This window comes from Kitasatospora sp. NPDC058444, assembly GCF_042721415.1.
In the GTDB taxonomy this organism is placed as follows: Bacteria; Actinomycetota; Actinomycetes; order Streptomycetales; family Streptomycetaceae; genus Kitasatospora.
Genome location: NZ_JBHXLL010000011.1, coordinates 158,918 through 185,299 on the forward strand (window position 1 = coordinate 158,918; position 26,382 = coordinate 185,299).

Sequence of the window (26,382 nt, forward strand, 5' to 3'; positions counted from 1 at the left end):
CGGTCGGTGGGTGGGGTGGTGACGTTGGAACGTTCAAATCTGGTGGGGAGCCCGGGTTATGATGCATCGCATGTGATGGGTGACATTTCACATGGTTGGCTCGGTCGCGTCAACGGGATACGCCGTGACGGCTTCCGGGAGGTGGCCGGGAGAAGCGGTGAAGGCTCCTGCCCGACGGGGGTGGGCAGGAGCCTTCACGGGCCTGGTCGCGGTCGCGGCCGCGGTAGTAAGTCGCGGTTGTCAGTCGCCGTCGCGGTCCGGGACGGGGATCAGCGCTTGAGGGCGGCGAGCGTCTCGTCCAGGCTCGGCGTGCCGGGGCGGGGCCGGTTGTACGGGAGCTTGGAGAGCATCGAGCCCATCGCGCAGGTGTTGCTCAGCGCGGAGAAGGCCAGCCCGCCGCCGACGGCCGCCGAGACCCAGCGGGCGCCCGGCAGGGCGAGGTCGATCAGCGCGCCGGCCAGCACCAGCGAGCCGGCCACCAGACGGACCTGGCGGTCCAGCGCCCACACCCGGCGGGCGCCGGCCACCTGGTTCAGGGGCCGTCCGGCGTTCGCCCAGGCGTTGGTGCCGCCGGCCAGCGTGAGGGTCGGGATGCCGGCGTCGGCCAGCTGGCGGCAGGCGTTGTCGGCGCGCGGCCCGGCGGCGCACACCACGGCGATCTCGCCGTGCCCGGCGGCCGCCCGCAGCGCGGGCAGGGCGCGGTCGAGCTGGTCGAGCGGGACGTTCACGGCGCCGGGGATGTGACCCGCGGCGTACTCGCCGGGGGAGCGGACGTCGATGAGGGTGAGCTGCCCGAGGCGGGGCTGGAGCTGCTCGACGGTCAGCGGCGTGGTCATGGGGCTGTGGGGTCCTTTCGGGAGGGGGTGTTGGTGGGGGAGATGACGTCAGGGAGTGCCGGCTGCCGCCCCACTGCGGTGATCGGCGGCTCGGCGTGGTGGCCGGCTCGCGGGGGCGGTCGGCTCGGCGTGGTGATCAGCTCAGCGTGGTGATCAGCATCAGCGCGGCGACGGCGAGCAGGGCGACGGCGAAGGCCTTCTGCAGGGTGCGCCCGCTGAGCTTGTCGGCCAGCCGCTTGCCGTCCCAGGCGCCGAGGATCGCGGCTCCGGTGAACGGCGCGGCCACGGCCCAGTCGATCGCACCGGTCGCGCCCAGGCGGGGCAGCAGGGCGGCGAGCGAGTTGGCGGTGATGACCAGCAGGCTGGTGCCGACGGCCTCGGCCATGGTGAAGGCGAGCACCGAGACCAGGGCCGGTACGGCGAGGAAGCCGCCGCCGACGCCGAGCAGTCCGGTGACGGCGCCGAGTCCGGCGCCCGCGGCCGTGGACCGGCCGAGTCCTGCGGCGGATCGTTCCTGCGTCTGCGCCGTGGGCGGCCGCAGCATCCGCCAGGCCGCGAGCGCCGCCAGCAGCGCGAAGGCGCCGGTCAGCAGTGCGCCCGGCAGCCGGGCGGACAGCGCCCCGGCGGCGGTGGCGAGGGGCAGTCCGGCGGCCGCGAACAGCGCGCCGGTGCGCCAGCGGACCCGGCCCGCCCGGGCGTGGGCGAGCAGCCCGGTCAGCGAGGTCGCGGCGACGATCACCAGACTGGCCGTGGTGGCCAGCGCCGGACTGAAGCCCAGCAGGTAGACCAGGGCGGGCACGGCCAGCATGCTCCCGCCGCCGCCCAGCCCGCCCAGGGCGAGACCGACCACCGCACCGGCGGCGAGCGCCAGGAGCAGCGTGGTCATATCACGTGCCCGGCGCTGCCGCCGGGCGTGGTGACCGGCAGCCCGGCCTCCGCCCAGGCGTTCATGCCGCCGGCCACGTTCAGCACCTCGACGCTACGCTGGGTGAGCAGTTCCGCCGCGCGCTGGGAGCGGTTGCCGGAGCGGCAGATCGCCAGCACGGTCCGTCCGGCCGCCTCGGGCGGCAGCGGGACACCGGCGACCAGGGCGATCAGCGGCTGGTGCAGCGCGCCAGGGGCGTGACCGGCGGCGAACTCGGCGGCCTCCCGGACGTCGAGCAGCACGGCGGCGCCGGTGCGGGCGAGCTCGTGGGCCTCGGCGGGGGTGGTCCGCCCGGGGGCGCCCTGTCCGTGGGCGCCGCTCACGCGGGCGCTGTCTCCGTGGGGGGCGGACCCGTGGGCGTGCGGCAGCAAAGGCATGCGGTGTCTCCAGTGGTGCGGGACCGGACCGCAGTGGTCCGGCGGGTCGGGGGCGGCGCGGTCGTCCGTACGGGCCGGTGGCCCGGGTACGGCGGTGTGACCGGCGCATCCTCGGCCCCGCCCGTCCTGGCTCGGAGGCGGCGGCCGACCCTCTCGATGGCTCCACCATAGTACCCCCGGGGGTATTATCGAAATCGTTCGGCCATACCCCCGGCCGTATCGGACGATACCCCCACCCGTATCGACCCGGGGAGTCGTATGCTCGGAAATACGCCCCCGTCAGACCCCGACGAGGAGACCACCCCGTGATCTTCACCCAGTACTACCTCGACTGCCTCTCCCAGGCCTCCTACCTGATCGCCGACGAGACCACCGGCCAGGCCGTGATCGTCGACCCCCGCCGGGACGTCGACGAATACCTCGCCGACGCCACGGCACGCGGCCTGACCGTCGTCGGTGTCATCAACACCCACTTCCACGCCGACTTCCTCGCCGGCCACCTCGAGCTCGCCGCCCGCACCGGCGCCTGGATCGGCTACGGCCACCGCGCCGAGACCGAGTACCCCATCCGCCACCTCACCGACGGCGAACGCGTCTCCCTCGGTGACGTCACCCTCCAGATCATGGAGACCCCCGGACACACCCCCGAGTCGATCAGCGTCCTCGTCCACGAGCACGCCACCGACGAAGCCCCGTACGGCGTCCTCACCGGCGACGCCCTGTTCATCGGCGACGTCGGCCGCCCCGACCTGCTCGCCTCCACCGGTGTCACCGCCGAGGAGCTCGGCGCCATGCTCTACGACAGCGTCCACCACAAGCTCATGGCCCTGCCCGACCAGGTCCGCGTCTTCCCCGCCCACGGCGCCGGCTCCGCCTGCGGCAAGAACCTCTCCACCGAGAAGCAGTCCACCATCGGCTCGCAGCGCCTGACCAACTACGCCTGCCGGCCCATGGATCAGGACACCTTCGTCCGCATCGTCACCGCCGGCCAGTCCGCCGCCCCCGCCTACTTCGGCCACGACGCCGCCCTCAACCGGCAGGACCACCCGCTGCTCGACCGCGCGAACGCCGCCTCCCCCCTGTGCCCCGAAGGCTTCAAGGAGGCCCGGACCGCGGGTGCCGTCGTCCTCGACGCCCGCAGCCCCCAGGACTTCGGCGCCGGACACGTCCGCGGCGCCATCAACGTCCCCGCCGACGGCCGCTTCGCCGAACAGGCCGGCACCGTCCTCACCCCCGACAGCGACATCGCGATCATCGCCCCGCAGGACCGCGAGGGCGAGGTCGTCACCCGCCTCGCCCGCATCGGCTTCGACCGCATCGCCGGCTACCTGCGCAACCCCGGCACCGCCCTGCCCGCCCTCGCCGACGAGATCACCCCCGCCAGCCGCCTCACCGCCGACCAGCTCCGCACCGCCCTCGCCGACGAGCGGCCCCCCACCGTCCTGGACGTGCGCACCCCCGGCGAGCGCGAGACGGGCTCCATCGAAGGGTCCCTGCACATCGCCCTGGCCGAACTCCCCGGCCGCCTGGACGAGATCCCCACCGACCGCCCCCTGGTCGTCCACTGCGCCAGCGGCCACCGCTCCTCCATCGCCGCCAGCCTGCTGCGCCACCACGGCCACACCGACGTCTCCGACCTCCTCGGCGGCTACAACGCCTGGCACACCCTCACCCACCCCGCCCAGGCCTGAACCCAGCCGCCCGGCCCACCCCCGTCCGGGCCTCGGACCGGGCGGGGGGACGGGGCTCACTACTGTGAGGTGCCGTGTCATGAAGGCGTGTCACCGGCAGGAACTGCCGTGAGGAGTCTGGCCCGTACACGCCGTGAAATCCCCGTGTTAGCCTGCCTGGCATGATCATGAGGGGGACTGGGCGGGGGTTGTCCAACGGGTCGGATTCCGGTCCGCAGCGCGCACTGATCGCCGCCAGTTTCGTCAACCGGGTCGGCAACGGGCTGTTCAACACCGCCGCCATCCTCTACTTCACCCTCGTGGTGCACCTGCCCGCCACCCAGGTCGGAGCGGGTCTGACGATCGCGGGCCTCGTCGGCCTGGCGGCCGGCGTACCGGCGGGCAACCTCGCCGACCGGTACGGGCCGCGCACGGTCTGGCTGACCAGCTTCGCCCTGCAGGCCGTCACCATGGCGGGCTTCGTCCTCGTCGACAGCTGGCTCGCGTTCACGCTCATCGCCACCCTGGACCGGCTGGCCGCCGCGGCGAGCGGCGCCTCGGGCGGCGCGCTCATCGCCAGAGCGGGCGGTGAACGTCCCGCCGCCTTCCGGGCCCGGCTCCGCACCTTCGTCAACCTCGGTGTCGTCGTGGGCACCCTGGGCGCGGCCCTCGCCCTCCAGATCGACACCCGCCCCGCCTACACCGCGCTGATCCTCGTGAACTCGGCCAGCTTCGCCTGCGCCGGACTGATCGGGTTCCTGGGCCTGCCGAACTACCGGCCGCTGCCCCGGCCCGAGGGGTACCGCCAGTGGTCCGTGCTGACCGACCGGCCGTACGTCGCCTTCGTCGCGCTCTACAGCGCCATGGGCCTGCAGTACCAGACCGTCTCCCTCCTGTTGCCGATCTGGCTCAGCGCCCACACCGACGCACCGCGCTGGACGGTGGCCGTGGTCTACGCGGTCAACAGCGGTGTCTGCGTGCTGCTCCAGAGCAGGATCGGCTCCACGGTGGAGACCCCTCGTCAGGGCGGCCGCGCCTTCCGGCTCGCCGGGTTCCTGTTCCTGGTCAGCTGTCCGTTGATGGCGCTGACGGCCGATGTTCCCGCCTGGGTCGCACCGGTGCTCGCCGTCCTCGCCGTGTGCGTCCACAGCGTCGGGGAGGTGTGGGAGTCCTCGGCCGGCTTCGCGCTCGGCTACGGCCTCGCGCCCGACCACGCCCAGGGGCAGTACCAGGGCTTCTTCGGCATCGGCTTCGGCGCCGGCCAGGCCATCGCCCCCGTGATCCTCACCGGAGTGGTCCTCTCGCTCGGCCACCCGGGCTGGCTGCTGCTCGGCGCGTTCTTCGCGGTCCTGGGCGCGGCCGGGCCGCCGGTGGCCGCCTGGGCCGAGCGGACCCGTCCGACGGAGCCGGACGCGGAGGCCTCCGGGGCACGCCGGCCGGGCGGATCCCCGCTGCCGCAGGCCGAGTAGCGGGGTCGAACCGCTGATGACCGGCGACACCCGTGATGGCGCAGGGCGGTGGCGCATTTCCCGGGTCTGACGTGCCTCGTGAGGGAATCGGAGGGGCCGGGAATCCGGTGATTCCTTCTTTCGGTCAGGACGGGACCGGTTCGCGCCGGTTGTGAGGAATCGGGGCTCCCGGGTTTCAGGCCGGCAGGACAGTGCTGTGCAGGGGCGGTGCCCGTGGAGGCGAGCGCCCGTACGGCAGAAGACTGGGGGTCTTCAGCGATGGCATACCTGAGCTACGAAATCCTCACCGACCCGGCTCCGCTCCAGGTGTCGGAGGCGGGCGGGGAATCCCGGGGAACGGTCTACATCGTCGTCTCCAACCCGACCGGTGACGACGCACTCTGGTTCTCCACCGAGGTGCGGGTGCCCTTCGGGCAGAAGGACGGTGATCTGACGCCCGATCCGAAGGCGGTCACCGCGCGGATCGCGCAGAACAACGCGACGGACCCGGCCGACGAGCCGACGGCCGGCTGGGACCCGACGACGGGCGTCTTCAAGGTGGCCGCCCGTGACCCCGGCCGCTCCCTGTTCAAGGGCGGCGGCTCGCTGGTCCTGGCGCTGGAGGGCTTCCCGGTCTCCAGCAAGCCGGGGCTGGTCCTGCTGCAGGTGGCGGAGCGGGCGGCGAGCGGCCCGTGGGTGAAGACGAACCCCGTGAGCCTGAGCCTGCTGAAGCAGGAACCCAGGGTGCCGCGCAACTTCCGCCCCAGGGCGTCCCTGGTGGCCGCGGGCACGGACGTCCTCCTCCAGTGGGACGGCCCCGACAGCCTCACCTACCAGATCCAGGGCCCGGACGGGCCCCCGGAGCTCGTTCCGCCGAGGACCGGAACGGCACCCGGCTGGCAGTGGTCGCCGAAGCCGGGCCAGGAGCCGAAGCGGGACGCCACCTACACCCTGATCGCCACCTCGGGGACCAACCAGCAGCCGGGCTACATCCTGACCACCACCGTCCACCTCCGCCGCCCCGAGTTCGAGAGCGTGACCGCGACCGACGGGGTGCACGCCCCGTGGGTGGAGGGCACGACGGACCGGGGACGGGTCGTCCTCACCGCGCACGGGGCGCAGGTGCGGGACGACGCCAACGCGCTCGGCACCGTCTCCGCCGCCACGGCGGACGTCGAGACCGTGACCGCCGCGTCGGTACGGGGCCGGGACAGCGGTGCCGGGTGGATCGAGTTCCCGCCCGCCGGTCTGAACGTGTTCCAGGGCGCCGGAAGCCGCGCGTGGGGGACGGTCGCGGCCGACAAGGCGGATCTGAACGGTGTCAACACCAAGTGGGTGCAGGGGCGTTCGACGAGCGACGGGTGGATCGAGTTCCCGCCCGCCGGTCTGAACGTGTACCAGGGCACCGGAAGCCACCAGTGGGGGACCGTCGCTGCCGACAAGGCGGACCTGAACGACGTGATCACACACCGGGCCCAGGTGAAGGAGCGGCTCACCCTGCACGGTGGGCTGACCGTCGACAACGTGCTGGAGACGCTGGACGGCCCGCCGCGGCTGGTCGTCCACGCGGAGTCGGAGTTCGAGCAGAAGGTGAACGCCAACGGGGACCTCTCGGTCCGCAACGGGGGCGGCTGGGTCCTGCACACCAACGAGGGGAAGATCTCGGTCAACGGTGACCTGCGGGTCGGCGGGGAGTCGATGTTCGTCGGGAAGGTGAACGCCAACGGGCACCTGTCGGTGCGCACCGGTGACGCCTGGATCGTGCACACCAACGACGGCCAGGTGTCGATCAACGGCGACCTGCGAGTCCACGGGGCGTTCCGCGCTGACAGCTGACAGCTGACAGCTGACAGAGTTGACGGCTGACGGCCACCTCGGCGGTCCTCGCTCCCCGGCGAACCGGGGAGCGAGGACCGCTGCTCACATCCGGCGGACGCGCAGCACGCTGGTGAGCATCGGGAGGGTGAAATCGCCTGCGCCGGTCTCCGGCCGGTCAGCGAGATAGGTGCGGGCCTCCTCCAGCAGGGCCTCCCGCTCCCGCTCCGGCATGACGAGGACGCCCGCCTTCGTCGCGAGGGTGGCGACGAGGGAGTCCGCGGTCCGCTGCTGACCGTGCGGGAACTCGGCCTGCTCCGGCGAGTCGAACCAGGCGTCCCCGCCGGACTTCGGGAGGTGCATCCGCGCCGTCGCGGTGCGCCAACTCGCAGGCACGTCGCGCGGGCCGATCGCGGCGGGGCCGGTGACGCGGGCGAGGCCGGCCACCCAGTCGACCCGGTCGTCGAAGACGTTCCACAGGCCGGCCAGCACACCGCCGGGCGCGAGGACCCTGGCGATCTCCGGGCCCGCCAGATCCATGTCGAACCAGTGCATGGCGTTGCCGGACACCACCGCGTCGACGCAGGCGTCCGGCAGCGGGATCGCCTCGGCGCTGCCCGGCAGCGCTCGGACGGTCGGCAGCGTGCCGCGCAGCTCGGCCAGCATCGCCCGGTCGGGCTCGACCGACACGACGTCGTGGCCCAGCGCGACCAGCGCCGCGGTGAGCTTGCCCGTCCCGGCGCCGAGGTCGAGCACCCGTGGGCCGGGCGCGGTTTCGAGGGCCCAGCGCACCGCGGCCCGCGCGTAGTCCGGGCGGTGCTCGGCGTAGGCGACCGCGGCCCTGCCGAACGACGAGCTGTGCAGCCGTCGTTCGTCCCGCGCGGACTCCTGTTCCGCCTCCTGCCCGGTGAGCACATGGCGCTGCACGGCGCCCTGGTGGTGCTCGGTGTTGTGGTCGGTCCCCGTCATCGAGGCTCCTTCCGGTCGGCGGTCCGTGCCGGGTGCACAGCCCGCTGCGCCCGCCCGGGGTCGACCCACCCCGGGCGGCACGAAGTATCGGGCCGATGTATCGAACCGATACATCGAGACACTAGGTACTGGAGTGCCGTGGCACAAGGTCCACCTCCGCTGACCGGGAATCAGGACCGGTGCGCGGGCCGGTGCATGGCGGGTGTGGGGGTGGGTGCGTGGCGGGTTCGTGGGTGGGTGATCGCGGAGCCGGGCGACGGCAGCCCGCGGGTGGTCGCTAGCCTGACGCGGTGACGATCGAGCTGCGCGTACTGTCCACCGTCTCCTGTCGGGGCGAGGAGGTCACCGCCCCCGGGCTGCGGGGGCTGCTCGCCCTGCTGGCGGGGGAGGTGCGGGTCGGGTGCGGTCGGGGGAGCCTGGTGGACGGCCTGTGGCCGGAGGAGGGGCCTGAGCGGCCGGGCAAGGCGCTGCAGGTGCTGGTGTCCCGGGCGCGGGCGAAGTTCGGGGCGGACCTGATCGTCAGCACGCCGACCGGGTACCGGCTGGGGCTCGGGGAGGAGCGGGTGGACGCCTCCGCGGTGCTGCTGCACGCCGCCGCCTGCGCCGAGAAGGCGCGGGCCGGGGACCACGCCGGGGCGCTCGCGGAAGCGGAGGCGGGGCTGGAGCTCTGGGGTGCGCAGAGCGCGCCCGCGGACCCCGACGGGACGGACCCGGTGTCCGCGCTGCGCGCCGAACGGGCCCGCACCCACCGGGCGTTGCGGCGTGCCCGGGCGCTCGCGCTGGCGCGCACCGGGCGGCACGCGCAGGCCGTCGAGGCCCTCGCCGAGGAGGATGCCGGGCGGCCGGGGGACGAGGAAGTGCTGCTGGAACTGCTGCGCAGCGAGGCCCGGACGGCGGGGACGGCGGCCGCACTCGGCCGCTACGACCGCTACCGCCGCGGTCTGCGGGATGCCCTGGGTGCCGACCCTGGCCCCGAACTGCGGGCACTGCACCAAGAGTTGCTGCGTGGCGAGGAAGCGCCGGTGCGACGCGGGGTGCCGCACGAGCCGAACACCCTGGTGGGCCGGGAAGCCGACCTCACCGCCGTGGCGGAGCTGCTGGGCGCCGCCCGGGTGGTGTCGGTGGTCGGTCCCGGCGGGCTCGGCAAGACCCGGCTGGCCGCCGCCGTGGCACGCGCGGCGGCGCAGCGGGTGGTGCACCTGGTGCCGCTCGCCGGGGTGGCCGCCGACCAGGACGTGGCCGGGGCGGTCGAGGCCGCGCTCGGGGCGGGGGACCAGACGGGAATCTCCGGCGCGCTGGGCCCCGGGCCGGCGCTGCTGGTGCTGGACAACTGCGAGCAGGTGGTGCGCGGCGTCGCCGACCTGGTGCACGCACTGGTCGCCACCCGCCCCGACCTGCGGGTGCTCACCACCAGCCGCACGCCGCTCGGGATCTCCGCCGAATCGGTGTACCTGCTCCCTGAGTTGGACGGGACGGCCGCCGTCGAGCTGTTCACCCAGCGGGCCCGGGCGGCCCGGCCCGACGTCGAGCTGCCCGCCGGTCCGGTCGCCGGGCTGTGCGCCCGGCTGGACGGGCTGCCGCTGGCGCTGGAACTGGCGGCGGCCCGGGTGCGGGTGCTGACGGTGGCCGAGATCGCCGAGCGGCTGGCCGACCGCTTCGCCCTGCTGCGCGGCGGACCCCGGGACGCGCCGCAGCGCCACCGCACCCTGCAGGCCGTGGTCGACTGGAGCTGGAACCTGCTGGACCCGTCGGGCCGTGCTGCCCTGCGCGCGCTGTCCGTCTTCCCCGGCGGCTTCACCGCCGAGGCCGCCGGGCGGCTGCTCGCCGACGCCGTCGGTGGCACGTGCTCCGATGCCGTTGCCGTCGCCGGCGCGGGCGCCGACGGCACCGACGGAGCCGGCTTCGACGTCCTGACCGTCCTGGAGGACCTGGTCGACCAGTCCCTCCTGCGGCTGGCCGACACTCCGAGCGGCGGGCGGTTCCGGATGCTGGAGACGGTCCGCGAGTTCGGCGCCGCCGAACGGGCGAAGGCCGCGCAGGAAGCGACCGTCATCGCCCGATTCCTCAGCTGGGCAAGGGAGTTCGGCCTCGCCCACCACGACGGCCCGTTCGGCCCGGCCGCCGTACCGGAGTGGCGGGCGGTCCGCGCCGAACAGGACAACCTGGTGCACGCGCTGCGGCTGGCCCTCGCCGCCGGGGACGGACCCACGGTCGCCGCCGGCGCCGCCGTCCTCGCCGGGCTGTGGACCGTCGAGGGCAACTACGTCCGGCTGCTCGCCCTCGCCGAGGACACCGGCGGCCCGGTCTCCCGGCTGCGCCCCGGGCCCGAGCTGCTGGAGCCGGTGCGCACCCTCACCGCGCTGAGTACCGTCAACGCCCTGCTCGCCGCGGGCGGCGGGCTCGGCACCGGCACCGGCGCGCTGCGCCTGCTCGCCGCGCTGCGCCGACTGGCCCCGACCGCGCCGGACACCCCGGTCCGGGCGATCGCCACCGTGATGGCGGCCGTCCCCGAGGTGCTGGGCTCCACGTCGGGCGGTGCGGTGGCCGACCGCCCGGACCGGGGTGCGCTGGCGGCCCTGTGTGCCTCCCCGGAACCGCTGCTCGCCGGTGTGGCCGAGGCGGTGGTCGGCTACCGGTGGGAGGCCGCGCAGGAGATGGAGCGGGCGACCGCCTCGGCGCGGCGGACGCTGGCGGGCGTCGAGGCGCTGCCGGTGCCCTGGCTGCGGGTGTTCGCGCTCGCCCGTCTCGGCGAACTGCACCTCCAGGGCGAGCGGGGCGCCGAGGCGCTGCCGCTGCTGCGAGCGGCGATGGCCGAGCTGGACCGGCTCGGCGACTGGAGCGACATGCTGGGCCTGCGCTGGGGCATGGTGATCGCAGGCCTGCAGGACGGGGACCCGGACGGTGCCGAACACTGGCTGGAGCTGGCGGTGCGGCACCGGCCGGCCGATGCCGTCGACCAGCTCGCCCCCGAACTGGGCGCCCGGGCCGAACTCGCCCTCGCCCGGGGCGAGGTGGCGGCCGGGCTGGCGCTGTGGCGGCGGTCCACCGAGGTGGTCGGCCGCGCTGCGGAGCAGCCCGCGGAGGTGCTCACCGACCCGTCCTGGGCGCTGGAGCTGGAGGCGGCCTGCGTGGCCGCGCACGCCCGCCACGGTGAGCTGGACCGGGTGGCCGTCCTGGCCGCCGGACTCCCGGAGCGGCTGGCCGAACTGCTCGACCGTCCGGCCGCGTTGGTGGAGGGCCCGCTCGCCGGGGCGCTGCTGCTGGCACTCGGCCTGGCCGCGCTGGATCGGGGCTCCCGCGAGGGCGATCCCGAGCGGACCGGGGTGGGCGTGCGGCTGGTCGTGCTGGCCGAGCGGTTCCGCTGCCTGCGCAACTTCCAGCCGACCATGGGTTCGGCGGCGGCCCGGGCCGAGGCCGAGCGGGCCGACCCCGGGGAGTGCCGCCGGGCGCTCGCCGAGTACGGGGCGGCGGACCGCGACGCCCTGGCGGCCGAGGCCCGCCGACTGGTGGGCGTCCGGGCGTCCGGCGCGGACGCCTGAGGCGGTTCCGCCACTGAGACGGTTCCGCCACTGAGGCGGCAGGGACGACCGAGACCGAGGCCCGCCGCGACTGCTGCCGCTCAGAGCCGCACCGGCAGCCGCAGCAGATGGAAGCCGTCGGCCGGCCAGTGGCCGAACTCCAGCTCGTCCCGGGCGACTCCCAGCGCCGCCTCCGGCCGCCGGATCACCACCTGGTCCAGCACCACCGAGGTGACCAGCCGGCCGAGGGCCGCGCCCAGGCAGTAGTGCGCGCCGTGGCCGAACGCCAGGTGCCCGTCGCCACGTCCGAACTCCCGGGCGATGTCGAGGCGTTCGGGTGCGTCACCGTACTCCTGCGGGTCGTGGTCGGCGGCCAGCAGGGCGACGGTGACCGGGTCGCCGGTGCGCAGCGCCGTCCCGGCGAACTCGAAGTCCTCGGCCGCGTACAGGGTCGCGCCGATCCGGACCAGGGTGATGTACCGCAGCAGCTCGGGTACGGCCCGCTCCAGCAGCTCCGGCTCGGCGCGCAGCCGGGCCAGCTGCTCGGGGTGGTCGAACAGGGCGAGCAGGCCGTGGGCGAGGAACAGCGCGGGCGGGGTGATGCCGGTGTTGATCAGCAGGACGACGATCGACACCAGGTCGTCCTCGTCCAGCGGCTGCTCGCCCTCGCGGGTGCCGTGCACCAGCGCGGAGACGAGGTCCTCGGTGGGCTCGGAACGGCGGCGGGCGACCAGGTCCTTGACGTGGTCGACGATGCCGACCAGGCCCTCGACCATCCGGCTGCCGTCGCCGTACGCGAAGTCGCGGATCCAGTCGCAGACCCGGGGCCGGTCGGCCTCCTCGACGCCGACCAGCTCGCAGACCACCTGGGTGGTCAGCGGGTAGGCGAACTCGCCCAGCAGGTCGGCCGGTTCGTCCCGGGCGGCGAGGCCGGCCAGCAGTTCGCCGGCGGTGCGCTCGACGAAGCCGCGCAGGGCGGCGATCCGGCGGGCGGTGAAGGCGCGGGTCAGCGGCGCGCGGCGGCGGGCGTGCTCCTCGCCGTCGAACAGCGCGAGGTGGCCGGAGAGGTACTGGGCGTACTCGGCCGGGAAGGCGTCGAAGGCGGCGGCCAGCAGTTCGTCCTGGGGGTCGGATTCGGCGCCGGCCGGGGCGGCGATGCCGGTGCGGTCCCGGACCAGCCGGGGCTCGGTGAGCGCGGCCTTGACGTCGGCGTAGCGGGTGACCAGCCGGACCGGGGTGTCCAGGCCGGGCAGGACGACCCGGGGCAGCTCGCCCTGCCCGCGGAACCGGGCGTAGGCGCCGACGGGGTTCTCGACGTCCTCGGGGGTGAGCCGGACGGGGGTGGTGGTCATGTCGGGTGCTCCTTCGGCGCTCTGCCGCCTGGTGGCGGGCTCTTCGATGACCAGGAGCTTGCCGGGGTCCGCCTTCAGTGCGGTTTCAGCGCGGTTTCAGCCTCCGGGGACGGTGGTTCCGGCGGTGTAATTGAACGCGTTCAGAAGGGTGGGCTAGGCTGGTTCCGAGGAACCGAGGCACGAGGGGGAGCCCATGAAGGTCGTCATTCCCGGCGGAACGGGCGCGCTCGGCGCGCTGCTCGACCGGAGCCTGACCGCCGCAGGACACCAGGTCGTCGTCCTGACCCGCAGGCCCGCCGGGCCCCGGCAGGTCGGCTGGGACGGACGGACCCTCGGCGCCTGGGCGGCCGAGCTCGACGGCGCCGACGTCGTGCTCAACCTCGCCGGGCGCAGCATCAACTGCCGCTACACCGAGGCGAACCGGCAGGACATGATGGACTCGCGGGTGCACTCGACCCGGGTCGTCGGCGAGGCCATCGCGGCCGCCCGGCGGCCGCCCGCGTGCTGGCTCCAGATGAGCACTGCCACCGTCTACGCCCACCGCCACGACGCCGCCAACAACGAGCGGGACGGCCTGATCGGCGGCAGCGAGCCCGACGCCCCGCCCGCGTGGCGGCACAGCATCGAGGTCGCCCAGGCCTGGGAGCGCACCCAGGCGCAGGCCGACACCCCGAACACCCGCCGGGTGGCGCTGCGCACCGCCGCCGTCCTCGGCCCCGAGCGCGGCGGCTCCCTCGACGCGCTCTCCTGGCTGGCCCGGCTCGGCGCCGGCGGGCCGGTCGCGGGCGGCGCCCAGTACGTCTCCTGGATCCACGAGCGGGACTTCGTCCGCTCCGTCGAGTTCCTGATCGGGCGGGAGGACCTCACCGGCCCGGTCAACCTCGCCGCCCCGAACCCGCTGCCCCAGCGCGAGTTCATGCGCGAGCTGCGGACGGCCTGGGGCATGCCGCTGGCCCTGCCCGCCACCCGCTGGATGGCCGAGCTGGGCGCCTTCGCGCTGCGCTCCGACACCGAGCTGCTGCTGAAGAGCCGCCGCGTCGTCCCGACCCGCCTGCTCGACGCCGGCTTCGCCTTCGACTTCCCGAGCTGGCCGGAGGCCGCCCGCAACCTCGTCCGGCGGCTGCGCGGGCGGTAGCCCCCGGACCTCCCGCGGCGCGGCGCGGCGGCTTCGTCACGGGGCCGTCACAGCTGCCCGCCGGTGCTTGCCCGGGCCCGCCGCTCCCCGGGAGCGTGGAGCCACACACCGGGGACACCAGGGGGCGGGATGCGGACGGTACGGCTGTCGACCATGCAGCGATGGGGGAGCAACATCGGGATCGGCTGCGCGCTGGCCCTGGTCGCGATGTTCGCGCTGGTCGGATCCGGGGCCGCCGGCCCGGGCGGAGCCACCCTGATCGGCGTGCTGGCCGCCGTCGCGGCGGCGATCGCGGTGCCGCACAGCTACTGGCTGCGCGAGGAGGAGGACGGCCTCACCCTGGTCCGGCTGCTGGTCCCGCGCCGCTACGCCTGGTCGGAGATCCGGGGCCTGGCCATGGAGTTCGAGGAGGAGACCGAGACCAGCGGCCACCACGTCACGCTCCGGCTGCGCCTCGTGGACCCGCAGGGCCGGTTCTGGGGCCCGGTGCTCGGCCGGGTCGACGTCACCGGCGACGACCGTCCGCGCGGCGTCGAACCGCCCGCCCTGGCCGAGCTGTTCGCCGTGTTCGGCCGGCACGGACTGCCCGTCGACGACCCGGAGTTCGCCGACGCCGTACTCCACGTCTACGGGCTGCCGCTGACGCCGCCCCAGCCGGTGCGGACCGTACCGGTCGGGCCGGTGCCCGCGGCCGACCGGGCGTACGCGGACGCCCCGGGCGTCGAGGCGGAGGAGAAGGCCCTGGCCACGGTCCGGAGCACCGTCAAGAGCCCGCCCCGCAAGCGGCGCGCGTACCTGCTGCGCACCGCCGCACGGGCCGACCGCATCGCACTGGCAGGAGGTGACGCGGACCGCGATCAGGTGGTGGCGGCATGGATCGCGGCTGGGAACCTGACCGAGCACGATGGCGTCACCGCGGACGGTGACGATGCGCGCGCGTACGTCCGCCAGCAGTACCTGGCCTGGTCACGCTCCTCCGCCGACCCGCGCGACGGCCGCCGAGCCGGGCGCTGACCCCGGGGGACCGGGGGGCCCGCCGCCGTGCGAGGCGCGACACCAAGGGCGCCCAGCGGGCCGCGGTGCCGGGCGGCCCGCGGTCGGGTGCTGTGTGCGCGGGCCTCGTCGTCGGTGCGGCCGTGCGCGCCGTGGTCGTCGGACGCGTCCGCGGGGTCCCCGGCTCGGAGGGGCCATCCGCCCCGAGGCGTAGGCGGCTTCTGGATCGGCCACGGCGGCCCAGGACGGTGCGCGCCGGCGATCCGGTGGTCCGGGCCCGGTGGTCCGGGCCCGGTTGGCAGTGGCCCTGCGGGGTAGGCGCGCGGCATGGAGGACACCGGACCCCCGGCGGATGATCCCACCGTCGACGACGCGGACTCCCTCGACCTGTGCGACCACTGCGGACGGGCCGTCGCCAGCGCCGACCTGCTCGGCGCCCTGGTGCCGGACTCCTCGGCCCTGCACTCCACCGAACCCGACCTGGACGGCAGACGGGTCGTCCTGGCCTGCTCCGTGGACCACCTGGCCACCCTGATCGCGGACTACCGCCGCCGCCCCTTCGTCCCCGAGGAACAGTGGGCCGCCAAGGTCTGCCGGGCCCTGGCCAGGTGCGACGAGCCCGTGCCGCTGAGCGTGGTCGCCCGCCTGAGCGGCCTCTCCGAGCAGCAGGCGGTCGACGGCGTGGAGTGGCACAACGCCCGCGCCCGGGAATGGCGGCGGCGCTACGGCGGCCGGGGCGGCGACTGACCGGACTCGTCGACGCGCGCAGCCTAGACAGGCTGTGCCCATCGAAATACAGTGAGTTTCGGGCCTGCTGCAGCAGGAAAGACAATGGGGCGGAATCGGGAATGGCGGCTGTGATGCCGCCTTGTCCTGCAAGGCGGTGGGCTTCCCTGTTTCGCGGGAATAGGCTCGGGAATCAGCTCGGGAAGTCGACCAGGGCGCGCCGTGCACGTCCGTCGTGCTCCTGCCGTACGGCATGGCCGTATGTCCCGAATCGGGTGCGCCCCTCAGCCCGGAATGCGGTGCCGAAAGAATGCTGCCAGCCGCGGCGCCGACTTCGACTCGTCCGCTACACCCCAGACGGAAGGAGAGAGGACATCATGCCACTGTCGGCGGCTGACCTCGCAAAGCTCGGAGACACACCGGTCACGATCCAGTCGACGTTCTTCCCGAACGTCTACCTGCGCATGGACGGAACCGGGGTGACCACCTCCACCGACCACGGCGGCGGGACCGTCAACTGTCAGTACGGCACCGGCCCCTTGGCGACGTACAAGGTCCGGCCGCAGGCCGACGGCTCGTATTCCTTCGAGTCGACGGCCTTTCCGAACGTGTTCCTGCGCATGGACGGAAACGGCGTTCCCGCCACCATGGCCGGCGGCGGAACGGTCAACTGCCAATTCGGCACCGGCCCCTGGGAGAAGTTCAACGCCCGCACCCAGGCCGATGGTTCGTTCTCCTTCGAGTCGGCGTCCTTCCCGGGCATTTTCCTGCGCCTGGTGACCGGTAGCGGCGTGACCTCCGCCACCGGCCCCGGTGGAACGGTGAACTGCCAGATCAACGCCAACGGCGGCGAGCACGAGAAATTCTATCTCGACCAGGCCCGGTAGCCTGTTCGTCCTTCGGTGAATTCACATCTCGGGTTATCGCCCTGGATTCTCGCTTCGGGTTACCGCGGAATCCAAGGTGACGCCGTAACCGCCCCGGGCTGAGAATCCGCCCCCGGCACTGAAAGGGCGGGCCGGTCGCGCAACCGGCCCGCCCACGCTGTCGTGGCCGCCCGGCGGCCCGGCCGCCTACGCCCCGAGCAGGTGGTCCAGCACCCGGCCGAAGACCAGGCGTCCCGCCCCGGCGAGGACGGGATCGAGTGGCCGGGGCAGGCCGACGACCGTCAGCTCCTCCGTCCAGAGGGCCGCACTGCCGCCGCCCACCGCCCGGACCCGCAGCTCGGCCCAGCCCCGCACCGGCCGGCCGCGCTTGACCAGCCGGCACCGCCCGTCCCGGCCGGGGCCGGGGGTGACCAGCTCGGTGAGCTCCATCGGATCGTCGAAGCGGAGCGGCCCGAGGGCCGTCCGGGCCAGGACCACGTCGCCCTCCTCCCGGCCGGTTCCCCGGACCACGCGGACCCGGGTGAACGGCACCCGCTCACCGTGCCGGGGCCAGGCCGTCAGCCGCTCCCAGCACTCGGCGGGCGGAAGCGGCGTACGGCGGATCAGGACGAAGCGGGCCACGGGGTCACCCTAGGAGCGCGGGTCGGCGCCGGGCAAGCGACTGCGCCGCCGTGGCCGGCGGATCGGTCGGAGCAGAACCAGCAGGGCCGACCGACCTCGAAACCACCCGGCCAGAACGCTGCGGCCGGGTCGCCCCGGCTACGCCTTGGTACAGGTCAGGTCGGCCTCCGGCAGGCGCCCGCCGGCCAGGTAGGCGTTGACCGCGTCGTCCACGCACGTGTTGCCGTACGTGCCGTAGAGCCCGTGCTGGTTGGCGCCCCGCAGGGTCACCAGGCGGGAGCCGGGCAGCATCCCGTGCAGCGCGACGGCGTCCCGGTGGGGGGTGCGCGGGTCCCCGGTGGCGGAGAGGATCAGCGCCCGGGCGTCGCGGCGCACCTCGGTGGGCGCCTCGCGCGGGGGTCCAGGAAGGCGCACGGGGAGATGTTGTCGACGAGCGGGCCGGACAGCGGGTACCGGGCGCGGTCGTGCTCGATCCGGCGCCAGTAGTCCTCCGGGTCGCGCGGCGCCGTGCCGTCCGCGCACAGGATGGCCCGGGAGATGCTGCCGGACGCCGACCCCTGCGGGGTGAACAGGAAACGCAGGAGGGCGGTGGTCTCGGCGGACGGGGTGACGGGCCGGCCCTGAGCGGCCTGGGCGAGCAGCGCCGTCAGCTCGGCGAGGACCGCCCGTTCCGCGTCGGAGTCGCCCGCGAGGTTTCCGAACAGCAGCAGCGGCACCCGGGTGTCGTCGAGCTCGAAGGTGTCCGCGCCGGTGCCGACGACCAGCGGGCGCGCCCCGGCCGCCCGGACCGTCCGCAGCACCCCGGCGACCACCTCCTCGCCGGTGCGGCCCAGCCCGTACGTGCCGTGGCGGGCCGCCGCCCACTGCGCCCAGTCGGCGAACGCCCGCTCGTTCTCCGGCACCATGTTGGGCAGCAGCTGCGGCCCGGCGTGGGCCGGGGCCAGCGCGCTGTCCAGGACCACCCGGTCGTAGCGGCCGGGGAACATCTGGGTGTACACCGTGCCGAGGTAGGTGCCGTACGAGAGGCCGAGGTAGGAGATCCGCCGCTCGCCCAGGGCGCCCCGCACCACGTCCATGTCCCGGGCCGCGTCGCGGGTGCCCGCGTGCGGCAGCAGGTCCCCGGCCGCCGAACGGCACCGGGTCGCGAGGTCCCGCTGGAAGGCGACCTGGCGTTCGAAGGAGGCCCGGCTGGTCCCGGCGGAGGTGATGTCGTAGCCGATCGGCCAGTCGCAGTCTAGGGTGGCGCTGCGGCCGGCGAAACGCTGGTCCAGCCCGACGATGTCGAAGCGGGCGGCGGTGTCCTTGAGCGCGGCGTGCACCCGCGGCGGCGCGCCGAGTGTCGGACTGCCGGGACCGCCGTCGTTGAGCAGCAGCGTGCCGATCCGCCGGCGGGTGTCGGTGGCCTCGATCCGGGACAGCGCCAGCGTGACGGTGCGTCCGCCGGGATCGCCGTAGTCGAGCGGCACCGTGACCTCCGCGCAGCGGGCGCCGGCCCGTTCCAGCGCGGCGCCCTCCTCGTCCTGCGGGCCCAGGACGCAGCTGTGCCAGGCCGGGCGCTGCTGGTAGTAGCGCTCGAGCCCCCGGGGGACGCCCGCGGCCTGCGCGGCGGCTTCCCCCGGTGCGGCGGCTTCTGCCGGTGCGGTGGCGGCGGCCCCGGTCAGGCCGGCCACGAAGGCGAGAGCGGCCGCGGCGGCGCGGCGTCGGAGGTGGGTCATGCCGTCTCCTCTGCGGTACGGAGCCCTGTCCGGGCCTCCTCCGTGCAGGACGCGTGCGGGCACACACTATGACGGTCCGTCGGGAAAAGCTCCGCCCCCGTCCGTACGCCAGGCCAGACGGTACCGCCGGGATGCGGGGTTCCGGTTCCGGTTCCGGTTCTGGATCGGGCCGAGGGCGCGGAGCGCGTGCGGCGGGTGGCGAGCGGCCGAGGCCGGCTCAGGTCCGGGGGGCTCCACTGGACGCCTTGCCGGAGGCCTCCGTCTGGGTGCGGTCCGCGGCGGCCTCGCCGCCGGTGGCGCCCTGCACGTTGGCGCCCTGTCCGTCGGCGACCTGTCCGTTGGTACTGGACCCGTTCGCGCCCTGCCCGTTGGCACCGTGCCCGTTCCGTTCGGCGAGCGAGGCCGGCCCCGGCAGGTGCGCCTGGTGGTCCGGCGGGTAGAACTGCCGGGCCCAGTGCCGCATCGCGCCGATCGGCCCGTCGCCCTGGGCGAGGCGGGGCGGGGAGACGTACCGCTTGGTGGACCAGATCGGGAAGTCCGCCGAGGTGAAGTCCAGGTTGCGGCGGAACATCGGGCCCGCGAGCATCCTGGTCACCGCCCGGCTGAGCGTCCGGGCGACGGCCGGCGGCATCCCGGACGGCTCCGAGAGCACGAAGCGGCCCGCCTGTCGCAGCTGCATCCGGCCGGGGGCGACCTGGGTGGCCATGACCAGCGAGCAGATCTCCAGGCCGAGCGAGGGCGTGTGGACGTCGGTGTGCAGGGCGGTGAGGCCGTACCCGTCCACCTCGACGTGGACCTCGCGCATCCCGAGCAGCGGGAAGGTCTCCCGGACCAGCATGGAGATGTGGAAGCTGGTGCCGTCGAACTCCACCGGTGCCGCCAGCTCGCCCTCCGGCCAGCCGTGCAGGGTGACGAAGTGGCCGAGGTCGAAGGAGTTCTCCATGACGTCCTGGGCGTAGCCGGGCATCTCGAAGGAGGCGTACCGCAGCGGCTGCCGCCCGTCGCCGAGCCGGTGCCAGGCGGGGATCTCCCAGTCCGGCTCCCGGCCGTCGTGGTGGCGCCAGACGAACACCGCCTCGTTCACCTCGCGCACCGGCAGTTGCGTCAGCGCCGCCTTGGGCGCTTGGGTGCCGTACCCGGTGCGTACGCAGCGGCCCTCGGCGTCGAAGGCGAACCGGTGGAAGGGGCAGACCAGGTCGTTGCCCTCGACCGTGGCCAGGCCGAGGTGGGCGCCGAGGTGCGGGCAGTACGGGCGGATCGCGCGCAGGCGGCCGTTGCGCAGACGGTACAACACGACGTCCTCGCCCGCGAGTTGGCGGGTGATGACGGTGCCGAGCTTGAGCTCGGCGGAGAAGGCGAGTGCGGACCAGCCGTCGGGATAGGGCAGCGCCGGTGGCAGGGCTACGTCGGCAGCGGTCGGGCGGTTGCTGACGGGGTGGACGTGCTTGGACACGCGCATGAAGTCTCCTGTCGGTCTGCCCGGCGCCGCCCCTCCCAGGCGATTAGCGCTCGAACAGAATGGAATTCAGATGCTATCCATGGAACGGGAGTGCTTGCACGGACAATCTCCCTAAGCAGCAACAAGTCTGATGATCTGTCAGACAGAAAAGAGTTCGACTGTTCGATTAGTTCCAGGCTTTCGCTCGACCCGGAGTGTGGGGGCGTTCGAGCACGTCGGCGGGGGAGCGGGGCCGGTCGGTGACGCGTCGGCGGCGTAGACGCTCGCGCATGCGGCTGAGCGCGGCGGCTATGGAGCGCCCGGCCGAAGGGGGACTTGAATGGTGCCACGGCGACGGACCGATCGGGCGCGATCGGGGCTTCGAACGATCGTCTCCGGTGGTTCCTTCGAGTCCTGGAATGAGGGTGTCCGTGATGGCTGGTGGGGTGGATCTCCGGGTCGAGTCCGGTGTCGTGCCGGTGGTCGGTGGGACGGGAAAGGCGGGTCGCCGGGTGGTGGGGCCGCTGCTGGCGGGCGCCACCGTCGCGATGGGTCTGATGGCCGGGCTGTTCCTCGCCTTCGACGTGTCGGTGATGCCGGGCCTGGCAGCCGGGGACGACCGCACCTATGTGACGGCGATGCAGCACATCAACAAGTCGATCGAGAACGGGTTGTTCGGCCTGGTCTTCGTCGGTGCCTTCGTGGCGACCGGCCTGGCCGCCTGGCTGCTGCACAGGGCCGGCCGGCGCCGGCCGGCCCTGTGGGCGGCCCTGGCGACGGCGCTGTACGCGGTGGCACTGATCGTTACCGCGGGTGTCAACATCCCGCTGAACAACGAGCTCGCGGCGGCCGGCGACCCCGCGCGGATCCACGACCTCGCCGCCGTGCGGGCCGGGTTCGCGGAGGGCTGGGTGCCGGCGAACATGTTCCGCACCGCGCTCTGCACCGGCGGCCTGCTCGCGCTGATCCGCACCCTGGTGCTGCACGGCCGCGCCGGCCGCTGAGCTACCTCGCCCCCCGCGGGTCCGTCCCGCCGCTGTGCCCGCCCGCCTCGTACGGGCGGGTACGCGCGTGTTCCGGTGCCGTGCGCCCGCCCTGGCCTGCGGCCTGGCGGAACGGCCCGGTGCGCTGGGGCGTGCGCCGGTGCGCCGGGTCGGTGCGTTCGCCCAATTCACTTGGTGAGACGCCGAGTTGGCGAACCGGCCGGATGTGGTGGAGCATAGGCCGGGCCCGGTCCGTTGCGGTGCGCTTGCGCCGCGGCCGAGGCGTCGTACGACTGCTGGGGAGGAGGCGGTTCCGGTGACTCCGGTGGAACGTCCGTTTCTGGTCCGGGGGAAGGCGGTCCCCCTGGCCAGATACCTGGCGGAGGAGGACATCGAGGGCCTGGTGGCCTGCTCGTGCATCGGGAACGAAGTCAGCATCGATCTCGCCGACACCAGGATCCTGGTGAGCCTGATCGACGTCGCCGACGTGGTGCGGCTCAACTTCGACATGGTCCAGGACGGCCCGGCCAAGCCCCGGTCCTGGTCGCGCCGCCTGCCCGCCGGCACCGGCCCGCGCGAGATCGCGTCCCGGATAGCGCTGGACGTGCGGGCCCTGGAACGCGAACTCGCGCCGCTGCGCCTGCGCCCGCCCCGGTCGGCGCCGACGCGGCACCGTCCGGGCTGACACACCGGAGGGCACGAACCGGCCCGGGGCCGGCGGCGGGGGCGCTGCCGAACCCGGGCTCTTCGCCGTTCCGGACGGGTGGTCTCGGGCCCGGCTCGGCGCTGCCGTTGCCTCCGCGAGACGGAACCGCTCCTCCCACTTGTCGCGCGTAGAAACGTTCTTCCGCCGTACGTCTGGCCGTTGCCCGATGCGCCCGGTAGGGATCTGGTGGCGCTGCTAGAACCGCAGCGCCCGATTTTTCTTGTCCGTGGTCACACCGCCGGGTCGCGAGCCCGGACGGTGGTCAGGAGGAAGCCTCATGCGGAGCACCCCGAACCCCCGGATCGCCCCCGGAGCGCCGCGCGTCCGGCGCCGGACGCCGGCGGCGGCCTCCGCCGCGGCCGTGGTGGCGGCGCTGGTGGCGCTGCCCGGCGGCGTGGCGCAGGCGGCGTCGCCCGACATCGTGATCAGCCAGGTGTACGGCGGTGGCGGCAACTCCGGTGCCCCGTACGCCAACGACTTCGTCGAGCTGTACAACCGTGGCACCACGCCGGTGTCCGTCACCGGCTGGACGGTGCAGTACGCCTCGGCCACCGGCTCCAGCTGGTCGCGGACCACCCTGTCCGGGACGATCGCGCCCGGCCACTACTTCCTCGTCCAGGAGGCCGTCGGCGCGGGTGCGGGCAGTGCCCTGCCGACCGCGGACGCCACCGGCACGATCGCCATGTCCGCGACCTCCGGCAAGGTCGCCCTCGTCACCAACGGCACGGCGCTGACCTGCGCCACGGGCTGCGCGAGCCAGTCCGGGGTGAAGGACTTCGTCGGCTACGGCAGCGGCGCCGGCTCCGCCGAGGGCTCGCCGACCGGCAACCTGTCGAACACCACCGCGGCCCTGCGCGCGGGCGGCGGCGCCACCGACACCGACAGCAACGCGGCGGACTTCTCGATCGGCGCGCCGACGCCGCGCAACTCCTCCTCCACCGGCGGCGGCAACACCGGCGGCACCCGGATCCACGACATCCAGGGCGCCGCCCGGGTCTCCCCGCTGGCCGGCGGCTCGGTGAGCGCCGTGCCCGGTGTGGTGACGGCCGTCGGCCCCAACGGCTTCTGGTACCAGGACCCGCTGCCCGACAACGACCCCGGCACGAGCGAGGGGATCTACGTCTACACCGCCGGCGCGCCCTCGGTCGCGGTCGGGGACTCGGTCACCGTCAGCGCCACCGTCAGCCAGTTCCGCCCGGGCGGCACCGGCGGCACCAACAACCTGTCGATCACCGAACTGACCGCGCCCAGCGTCACGGTGGTCGCCCACAACGCGCCGCTGCCCGCCGCCACCGTGGTCGGCCAGGGCGGGCGGATACCCCCGTCCGCGGTCATCTCCAGCGTCACCTCCGGCGACGTCGAGACGGCGGGGAACTTCCAGCCCGCCACCGACGGCCTGGACTTCTGGGAGTCCCTGGAGGGCATGCGGGTCGAGATCGACAACGCGGCCGTGGTCGGCCCGACCAACAAGTACGGCGAGCTCCCCGTCGTCCCGCAGGGCAGCGGCACCCGCACCAACCGGGGCGGCATCCTGCTGCAGGCGAACGACGGCAACCCGGAGCGGGTCGTCCTCGGCAAGGCGCTCGCGCCCACCCCGACCGCCAACGTCGGCGACACCCTGACCGGCGCCACCGTCGGCGTGCTCGACTACGCCTTCGGCAACTTCACCCTCCAGGTCACCGCGACCCCGTCGGTCACCGCCGGCACCACCACCCCCGAGGTCACCGCCGCGCCGACGGCCGGCCAGCTCGCCGTGGCCACCTTCAACGTGGAGAACCTCGCCCCGTCCGACCCGCAGAGCAAGTTCGACGGCCTCGCGGCGGGCATCGTCACCAACCTGCGCGCGCCCGACCTGGTCGCCCTGGAGGAGATCCAGGACAACAGCGGTGCGACCAGCGACGGCACGGTGAGCGCCACCCAGACCCTGGCCAAGCTCACCGCGGCCATCACCGCGGCCGGCGGTCCCTCCTACTCCTACCGCGAGATCGACCCGGTGGACGGTCAGGACGGCGGCCAGCCCGGCGGCAACATCCGCCAGGTGTTCCTGTACCGCACCGACCGCGGCCTCTCCTTCACCGACCGCCCCGGCGCCGGATCCACCACCGCCGACTCCGTGGTGAACGCGGGCGGCACGCCGCAGCTGGCCTACTCGCCCGGCCGGATCGACCCGGCCAACGCGGCGTTCAACTCCAGCCGCAAGCCGCTGGCCGGCGAGTTCCGCTGGAACGGCAAGCCGGTCTTCGTGATCGCCAACCACTTCAACTCCAAGGGCGGCGACCAGCCCCTCTTTGGCCGCTACCAGCAGCCGAGCCGCCCCTCGGAGAGCCAGCGCCACGACCAGGCGACCGTGGTGAAGAACTTCACCGACCAGATCCTGGCCGTCGACCCGAACGCGTCGGTCATCGTGCTCGGCGACCTCAACGACTTCGAGTTCTCGCAGACCGCCGACATCCTCACCGCCGGCGGCTCGCTCACCGACCTGCCGCGCACCCTGCCGCTGCCCGAGCGCTACACCTACGTGTACGAGGGCAACTCGCAGGTGCTGGACCACATCCTGATCTCCGGCGCGCTGGCGGCCAAGGCGTACAGCTACGACATCGTGCACCTCAACAGCGAGTTCAGCACGCAGCTCAGCGACCACGACCCGCAGGTGGTGCGCATCCCGCTGCCGTAGCGGACCCGGCCCACGGTGCCGGTCTCCCCAGCAGGTGGGGGAGACCGGCACCGTTCGTCCTGTCGGGCGCCACGTCGTCCCGGACGACCCCGGGCCACCTGCCCCGACGCGACGAAGGAGCAGGAAGTCGGCTGGGCCGACTTCCTGCTCCTTCCTACGGCGCGGGAACGCTAGCCGAGCAGTTGGAACTTGGTGGACGGGGCGCTCCGGTAGGTGCTGCAGTCGTAGTTCTGCGTGGTCGTGCTGTAGGTGAAGCCGTAGGGGACATCACAGGCCCAGAGACCGCTGTACGGCTTGCGGAGGTGGAAGGCGTTGGACTGGCCGCCGCCCGTGGTCATGTTGCAGGCGGTGCCCCAGACGAGGTAGTCGTAGGTGAACTCCGGGGTGCCCACGCAGGCGACCAGGCCGTCGACCGGCTTGCGCAGGTGGAACTGGTTGGACTGCACGCCGCTGATCTGGCTGCAGGCGAGACCCCAGGTGATGTTGTCGTAGACGAAGCCGGGTGTGCTCCGACAGGCAATCAGGCCGTCGTAGGGGGTCCGCAGGTGGAACTGCGGCGAGTTCCAGCTGCCGCCGCCGCTGCAGCTGCGGTTCATCGAGACCTGGTCGTAGACGTACCCGGCCGGGACGTCGCAGGCCCAGGCGCCGTCGAGGCTGGTGGTGGAGGCCTTCGCGGGGGTCGCGCCGACCGCGCCCGAGAGCAGGAGGGCGAGGGCGGCCAGTGCGGCGAGCAGCAGGCGGGCGAAGCGGGTGTGTGCATGTGCGGTGGGCATGGTTCTCCCAGGGTCGTGGCCGGACACGAGGTGCGGCGCGGGAACAACGGGACATGCGGTACCGGGCGGGCGGACAACGGTAGTTGTGGCCCGCCGAAGGTTTTAGCACGGCTTCTTCACGGCCGCCTCACGAATCGCACAAGTCGGTTGGCCGCCGGAGAACCTTGACCGGAACCTTTTGCCCACCCAGCGCGTTCCGCCCGCTGGTCCCGAGGGGAGAGGGCCCGGTCGTGCCCACCGCGGTCGTGCCCACCGCACGACCTTCGGCGGACGGCCCCTACGCCCCGGCCTGCCGGTAGAGAGTCACCAGGAGGCCGTGCACCGGCTCGCCCTCCGGATCCTCCTCCGTCTCGTCGACCAGTGCGGCCAGCGCCTCGGCGAGCCGCGCCGCCTTGGCCGGGCCGAGCCGGAGGTGGCGCAGTGCCAGGAGGTGGTCGTCGGGTGAGCGGTCCAACTCCTGGGCGACGGCGCCGAGCAGCGCGGCCGTGCCCTCGGCCTGCGGTTCGGCGACGAAGAGCCGCTCGGCGGTTCGCCGGTAGTACTTCTCGGTGCCGCCGCGCACCTGTCGCGTTCCCGCGTCCTGGACCAGCCCCGCCTCGCACAGCACCCTGAGGTGGTGGGAGACGCTGCCCTTGTTCGCTCCCAGCTGCGCGGCGAGCCGGCTGATCGTCGACGGCCGACTGCTCAGGGCGAAGAGCAGGCGCTGGCGCAGGGGGTGGGCGAGTGCGGAGTGCTGGAGAGGCGTACTGATCCGCTGGACGTCTCCGTCTGGTTGGTGGTTCACCTGAACAAGCGTTAAGTACGGTTGACGCTTTGGCAAC

The 26,382-nt window shown here is 73.9% G+C and carries 22 protein-coding genes; 11 read left to right on the forward strand and 11 right to left on the reverse strand.

Features of this window, described 5'->3' with window-relative positions:
* Positions 1-269: 269 nt before the first annotated feature.
* The 3 genes from ACFWP2_RS15250 to ACFWP2_RS15260 form a co-directional block, all read right to left on the reverse strand.
* Positions 270-836 (reverse strand): rhodanese-like domain-containing protein, encoded by a 567-nt coding sequence (locus tag ACFWP2_RS15250; protein ID WP_380451107.1) that lies wholly within the window; start codon positions 834-836, stop codon positions 270-272.
* Positions 837-972: 136 nt separating this feature from the next.
* Complete coding sequence (locus tag ACFWP2_RS15255; RefSeq protein ID WP_380451109.1) at positions 973-1,722, reverse strand: sulfite exporter TauE/SafE family protein; 750 nt, start codon at positions 1,720-1,722, stop codon at positions 973-975.
* Positions 1,719-2,084 carry a rhodanese-like domain-containing protein gene (locus ACFWP2_RS15260; RefSeq protein WP_380451111.1) on the reverse strand — a complete coding sequence of 122 codons (366 nt, stop codon included), beginning with the start codon at positions 2,082-2,084 and terminating at the stop codon, positions 1,719-1,721. Before ACFWP2_RS15260 ends, ACFWP2_RS15255 begins: the two co-directional genes overlap by 4 nt.
* A 359-nt stretch (positions 2,085-2,443) precedes the next feature.
* Here ACFWP2_RS15260 and ACFWP2_RS15265 point away from each other — a divergent pair, with 359 nt between their 5' ends.
* From ACFWP2_RS15265 to ACFWP2_RS15275, 3 genes are all read left to right on the forward strand, one after another.
* On the forward strand, positions 2,444-3,829 hold the full coding sequence (locus ACFWP2_RS15265) for a rhodanese-like domain-containing protein (RefSeq protein ID WP_380451113.1): 1,386 nt from the start codon (positions 2,444-2,446) through the stop codon (positions 3,827-3,829).
* 161 nt (positions 3,830-3,990) lie between these two features.
* On the forward strand, positions 3,991-5,277 hold the full coding sequence (locus ACFWP2_RS15270) for an MFS transporter (protein ID WP_380451115.1): 1,287 nt from the start codon (positions 3,991-3,993) through the stop codon (positions 5,275-5,277).
* Between the two features lie 258 nt (positions 5,278-5,535).
* A complete protein-coding gene (locus ACFWP2_RS15275) occupies positions 5,536-7,092 on the forward strand; it encodes a hypothetical protein (protein WP_380451117.1) in 1,557 nt (518 codons plus the stop codon).
* An 84-nt stretch (positions 7,093-7,176) separates the two neighbouring features.
* Here the strand turns inward: ACFWP2_RS15275 and ACFWP2_RS15280 are convergent, their stop codons facing one another.
* Positions 7,177-8,040 carry a class I SAM-dependent methyltransferase gene (locus ACFWP2_RS15280; RefSeq protein WP_380451119.1) on the reverse strand — a complete coding sequence of 288 codons (864 nt, stop codon included), beginning with the start codon at positions 8,038-8,040 and terminating at the stop codon, positions 7,177-7,179.
* 290 nt (positions 8,041-8,330) lie between these two features.
* On the opposite strand from ACFWP2_RS15280, the gene ACFWP2_RS15285 reads away from it, so the two are divergent.
* Complete coding sequence (locus ACFWP2_RS15285; protein WP_380451121.1) at positions 8,331-11,579, forward strand: BTAD domain-containing putative transcriptional regulator; 3,249 nt, start codon at positions 8,331-8,333, stop codon at positions 11,577-11,579.
* A gap of 80 nt (positions 11,580-11,659) precedes the next feature.
* On the opposite strand, the gene ACFWP2_RS15290 is transcribed toward ACFWP2_RS15285, so the two are convergent.
* Positions 11,660-12,910, reverse strand: coding sequence for a cytochrome P450 (locus tag ACFWP2_RS15290; RefSeq protein WP_380451123.1), 1,251 nt, complete (start codon positions 12,908-12,910; stop codon positions 11,660-11,662).
* A 193-nt stretch (positions 12,911-13,103) separates the two neighbouring features.
* On the opposite strand from ACFWP2_RS15290, the gene ACFWP2_RS15295 reads away from it, so the two are divergent.
* The 4 genes from ACFWP2_RS15295 to ACFWP2_RS15310 all read left to right on the forward strand — a co-directional run bounded on the left by ACFWP2_RS15295 (position 13,104) and on the right by ACFWP2_RS15310 (position 16,651).
* Positions 13,104-14,045 carry a TIGR01777 family oxidoreductase gene (locus tag ACFWP2_RS15295; protein ID WP_380451125.1) on the forward strand — a complete coding sequence of 314 codons (942 nt, stop codon included), beginning with the start codon at positions 13,104-13,106 and terminating at the stop codon, positions 14,043-14,045.
* A gap of 153 nt (positions 14,046-14,198) precedes the next feature.
* Positions 14,199-15,059: a hypothetical protein gene (locus tag ACFWP2_RS15300; RefSeq protein ID WP_380451127.1), complete on the forward strand. Its 861-nt coding sequence runs from the start codon at positions 14,199-14,201 to the stop codon at positions 15,057-15,059.
* Positions 15,060-15,365: 306 nt separating this feature from the next.
* Entirely contained in the window at positions 15,366-15,785 is a 420-nt protein-coding gene (locus ACFWP2_RS15305; RefSeq protein ID WP_380451129.1) for a hypothetical protein, read from the forward strand.
* Positions 15,786-16,141: 356 nt separating this feature from the next.
* The gene (locus ACFWP2_RS15310; RefSeq protein ID WP_380451131.1) at positions 16,142-16,651 is read left to right on the forward strand and encodes a hypothetical protein; all 510 of its coding nucleotides are present in this window, start codon (positions 16,142-16,144) and stop codon (positions 16,649-16,651) included.
* Positions 16,652-16,837: 186 nt separating this feature from the next.
* Here the strand turns inward: ACFWP2_RS15310 and ACFWP2_RS15315 are convergent, their stop codons facing one another.
* From ACFWP2_RS15315 to ACFWP2_RS15330, 4 genes are all read right to left on the reverse strand, one after another.
* On the reverse strand, positions 16,838-17,272 hold the full coding sequence (locus ACFWP2_RS15315) for an SRPBCC family protein (protein WP_380451133.1): 435 nt from the start codon (positions 17,270-17,272) through the stop codon (positions 16,838-16,840).
* A 138-nt stretch (positions 17,273-17,410) separates the two neighbouring features.
* The gene (locus tag ACFWP2_RS15320) at positions 17,411-17,647 is read right to left on the reverse strand and encodes an alpha/beta hydrolase (protein WP_380451135.1); all 237 of its coding nucleotides are present in this window, start codon (positions 17,645-17,647) and stop codon (positions 17,411-17,413) included.
* Positions 17,623-18,987, reverse strand: coding sequence for an alpha/beta fold hydrolase (locus tag ACFWP2_RS15325; protein ID WP_380451137.1), 1,365 nt, complete (start codon positions 18,985-18,987; stop codon positions 17,623-17,625). The genes ACFWP2_RS15320 and ACFWP2_RS15325 overlap by 25 nt, the downstream gene beginning before the upstream one ends.
* 217 nt (positions 18,988-19,204) lie before the next feature.
* Positions 19,205-20,446: a Rieske 2Fe-2S domain-containing protein gene (locus ACFWP2_RS15330; protein ID WP_380451139.1), complete on the reverse strand. Its 1,242-nt coding sequence runs from the start codon at positions 20,444-20,446 to the stop codon at positions 19,205-19,207.
* A 413-nt stretch (positions 20,447-20,859) separates the two neighbouring features.
* Between ACFWP2_RS15330 and ACFWP2_RS15335 the strand changes: the two genes are divergently transcribed.
* The 3 genes from ACFWP2_RS15335 to ACFWP2_RS15345 all read left to right on the forward strand — a co-directional run bounded on the left by ACFWP2_RS15335 (position 20,860) and on the right by ACFWP2_RS15345 (position 24,788).
* Positions 20,860-21,429, forward strand: a complete 570-nt coding sequence (locus ACFWP2_RS15335; RefSeq protein ID WP_380451141.1) for a DUF1772 domain-containing protein — start codon at positions 20,860-20,862, stop codon at positions 21,427-21,429.
* A 304-nt stretch (positions 21,430-21,733) separates the two neighbouring features.
* Complete coding sequence (locus tag ACFWP2_RS15340) at positions 21,734-22,093, forward strand: hypothetical protein (protein ID WP_380451143.1); 360 nt, start codon at positions 21,734-21,736, stop codon at positions 22,091-22,093.
* A 298-nt stretch (positions 22,094-22,391) separates the two neighbouring features.
* Positions 22,392-24,788 carry a lamin tail domain-containing protein gene (locus ACFWP2_RS15345; protein WP_380451145.1) on the forward strand — a complete coding sequence of 799 codons (2,397 nt, stop codon included), beginning with the start codon at positions 22,392-22,394 and terminating at the stop codon, positions 24,786-24,788.
* Positions 24,789-24,958: 170 nt separating this feature from the next.
* Here the strand turns inward: ACFWP2_RS15345 and ACFWP2_RS15350 are convergent, their stop codons facing one another.
* Both ACFWP2_RS15350 and ACFWP2_RS15355 read right to left on the reverse strand, forming a co-directional pair.
* On the reverse strand, positions 24,959-25,561 hold the full coding sequence (locus tag ACFWP2_RS15350) for a hypothetical protein (protein ID WP_380451147.1): 603 nt from the start codon (positions 25,559-25,561) through the stop codon (positions 24,959-24,961).
* Positions 25,562-25,838: 277 nt separating this feature from the next.
* Positions 25,839-26,345 carry an ArsR/SmtB family transcription factor gene (locus tag ACFWP2_RS15355; RefSeq protein WP_380451149.1) on the reverse strand — a complete coding sequence of 169 codons (507 nt, stop codon included), beginning with the start codon at positions 26,343-26,345 and terminating at the stop codon, positions 25,839-25,841.
* Positions 26,346-26,382: the final 37 nt, after the last annotated feature.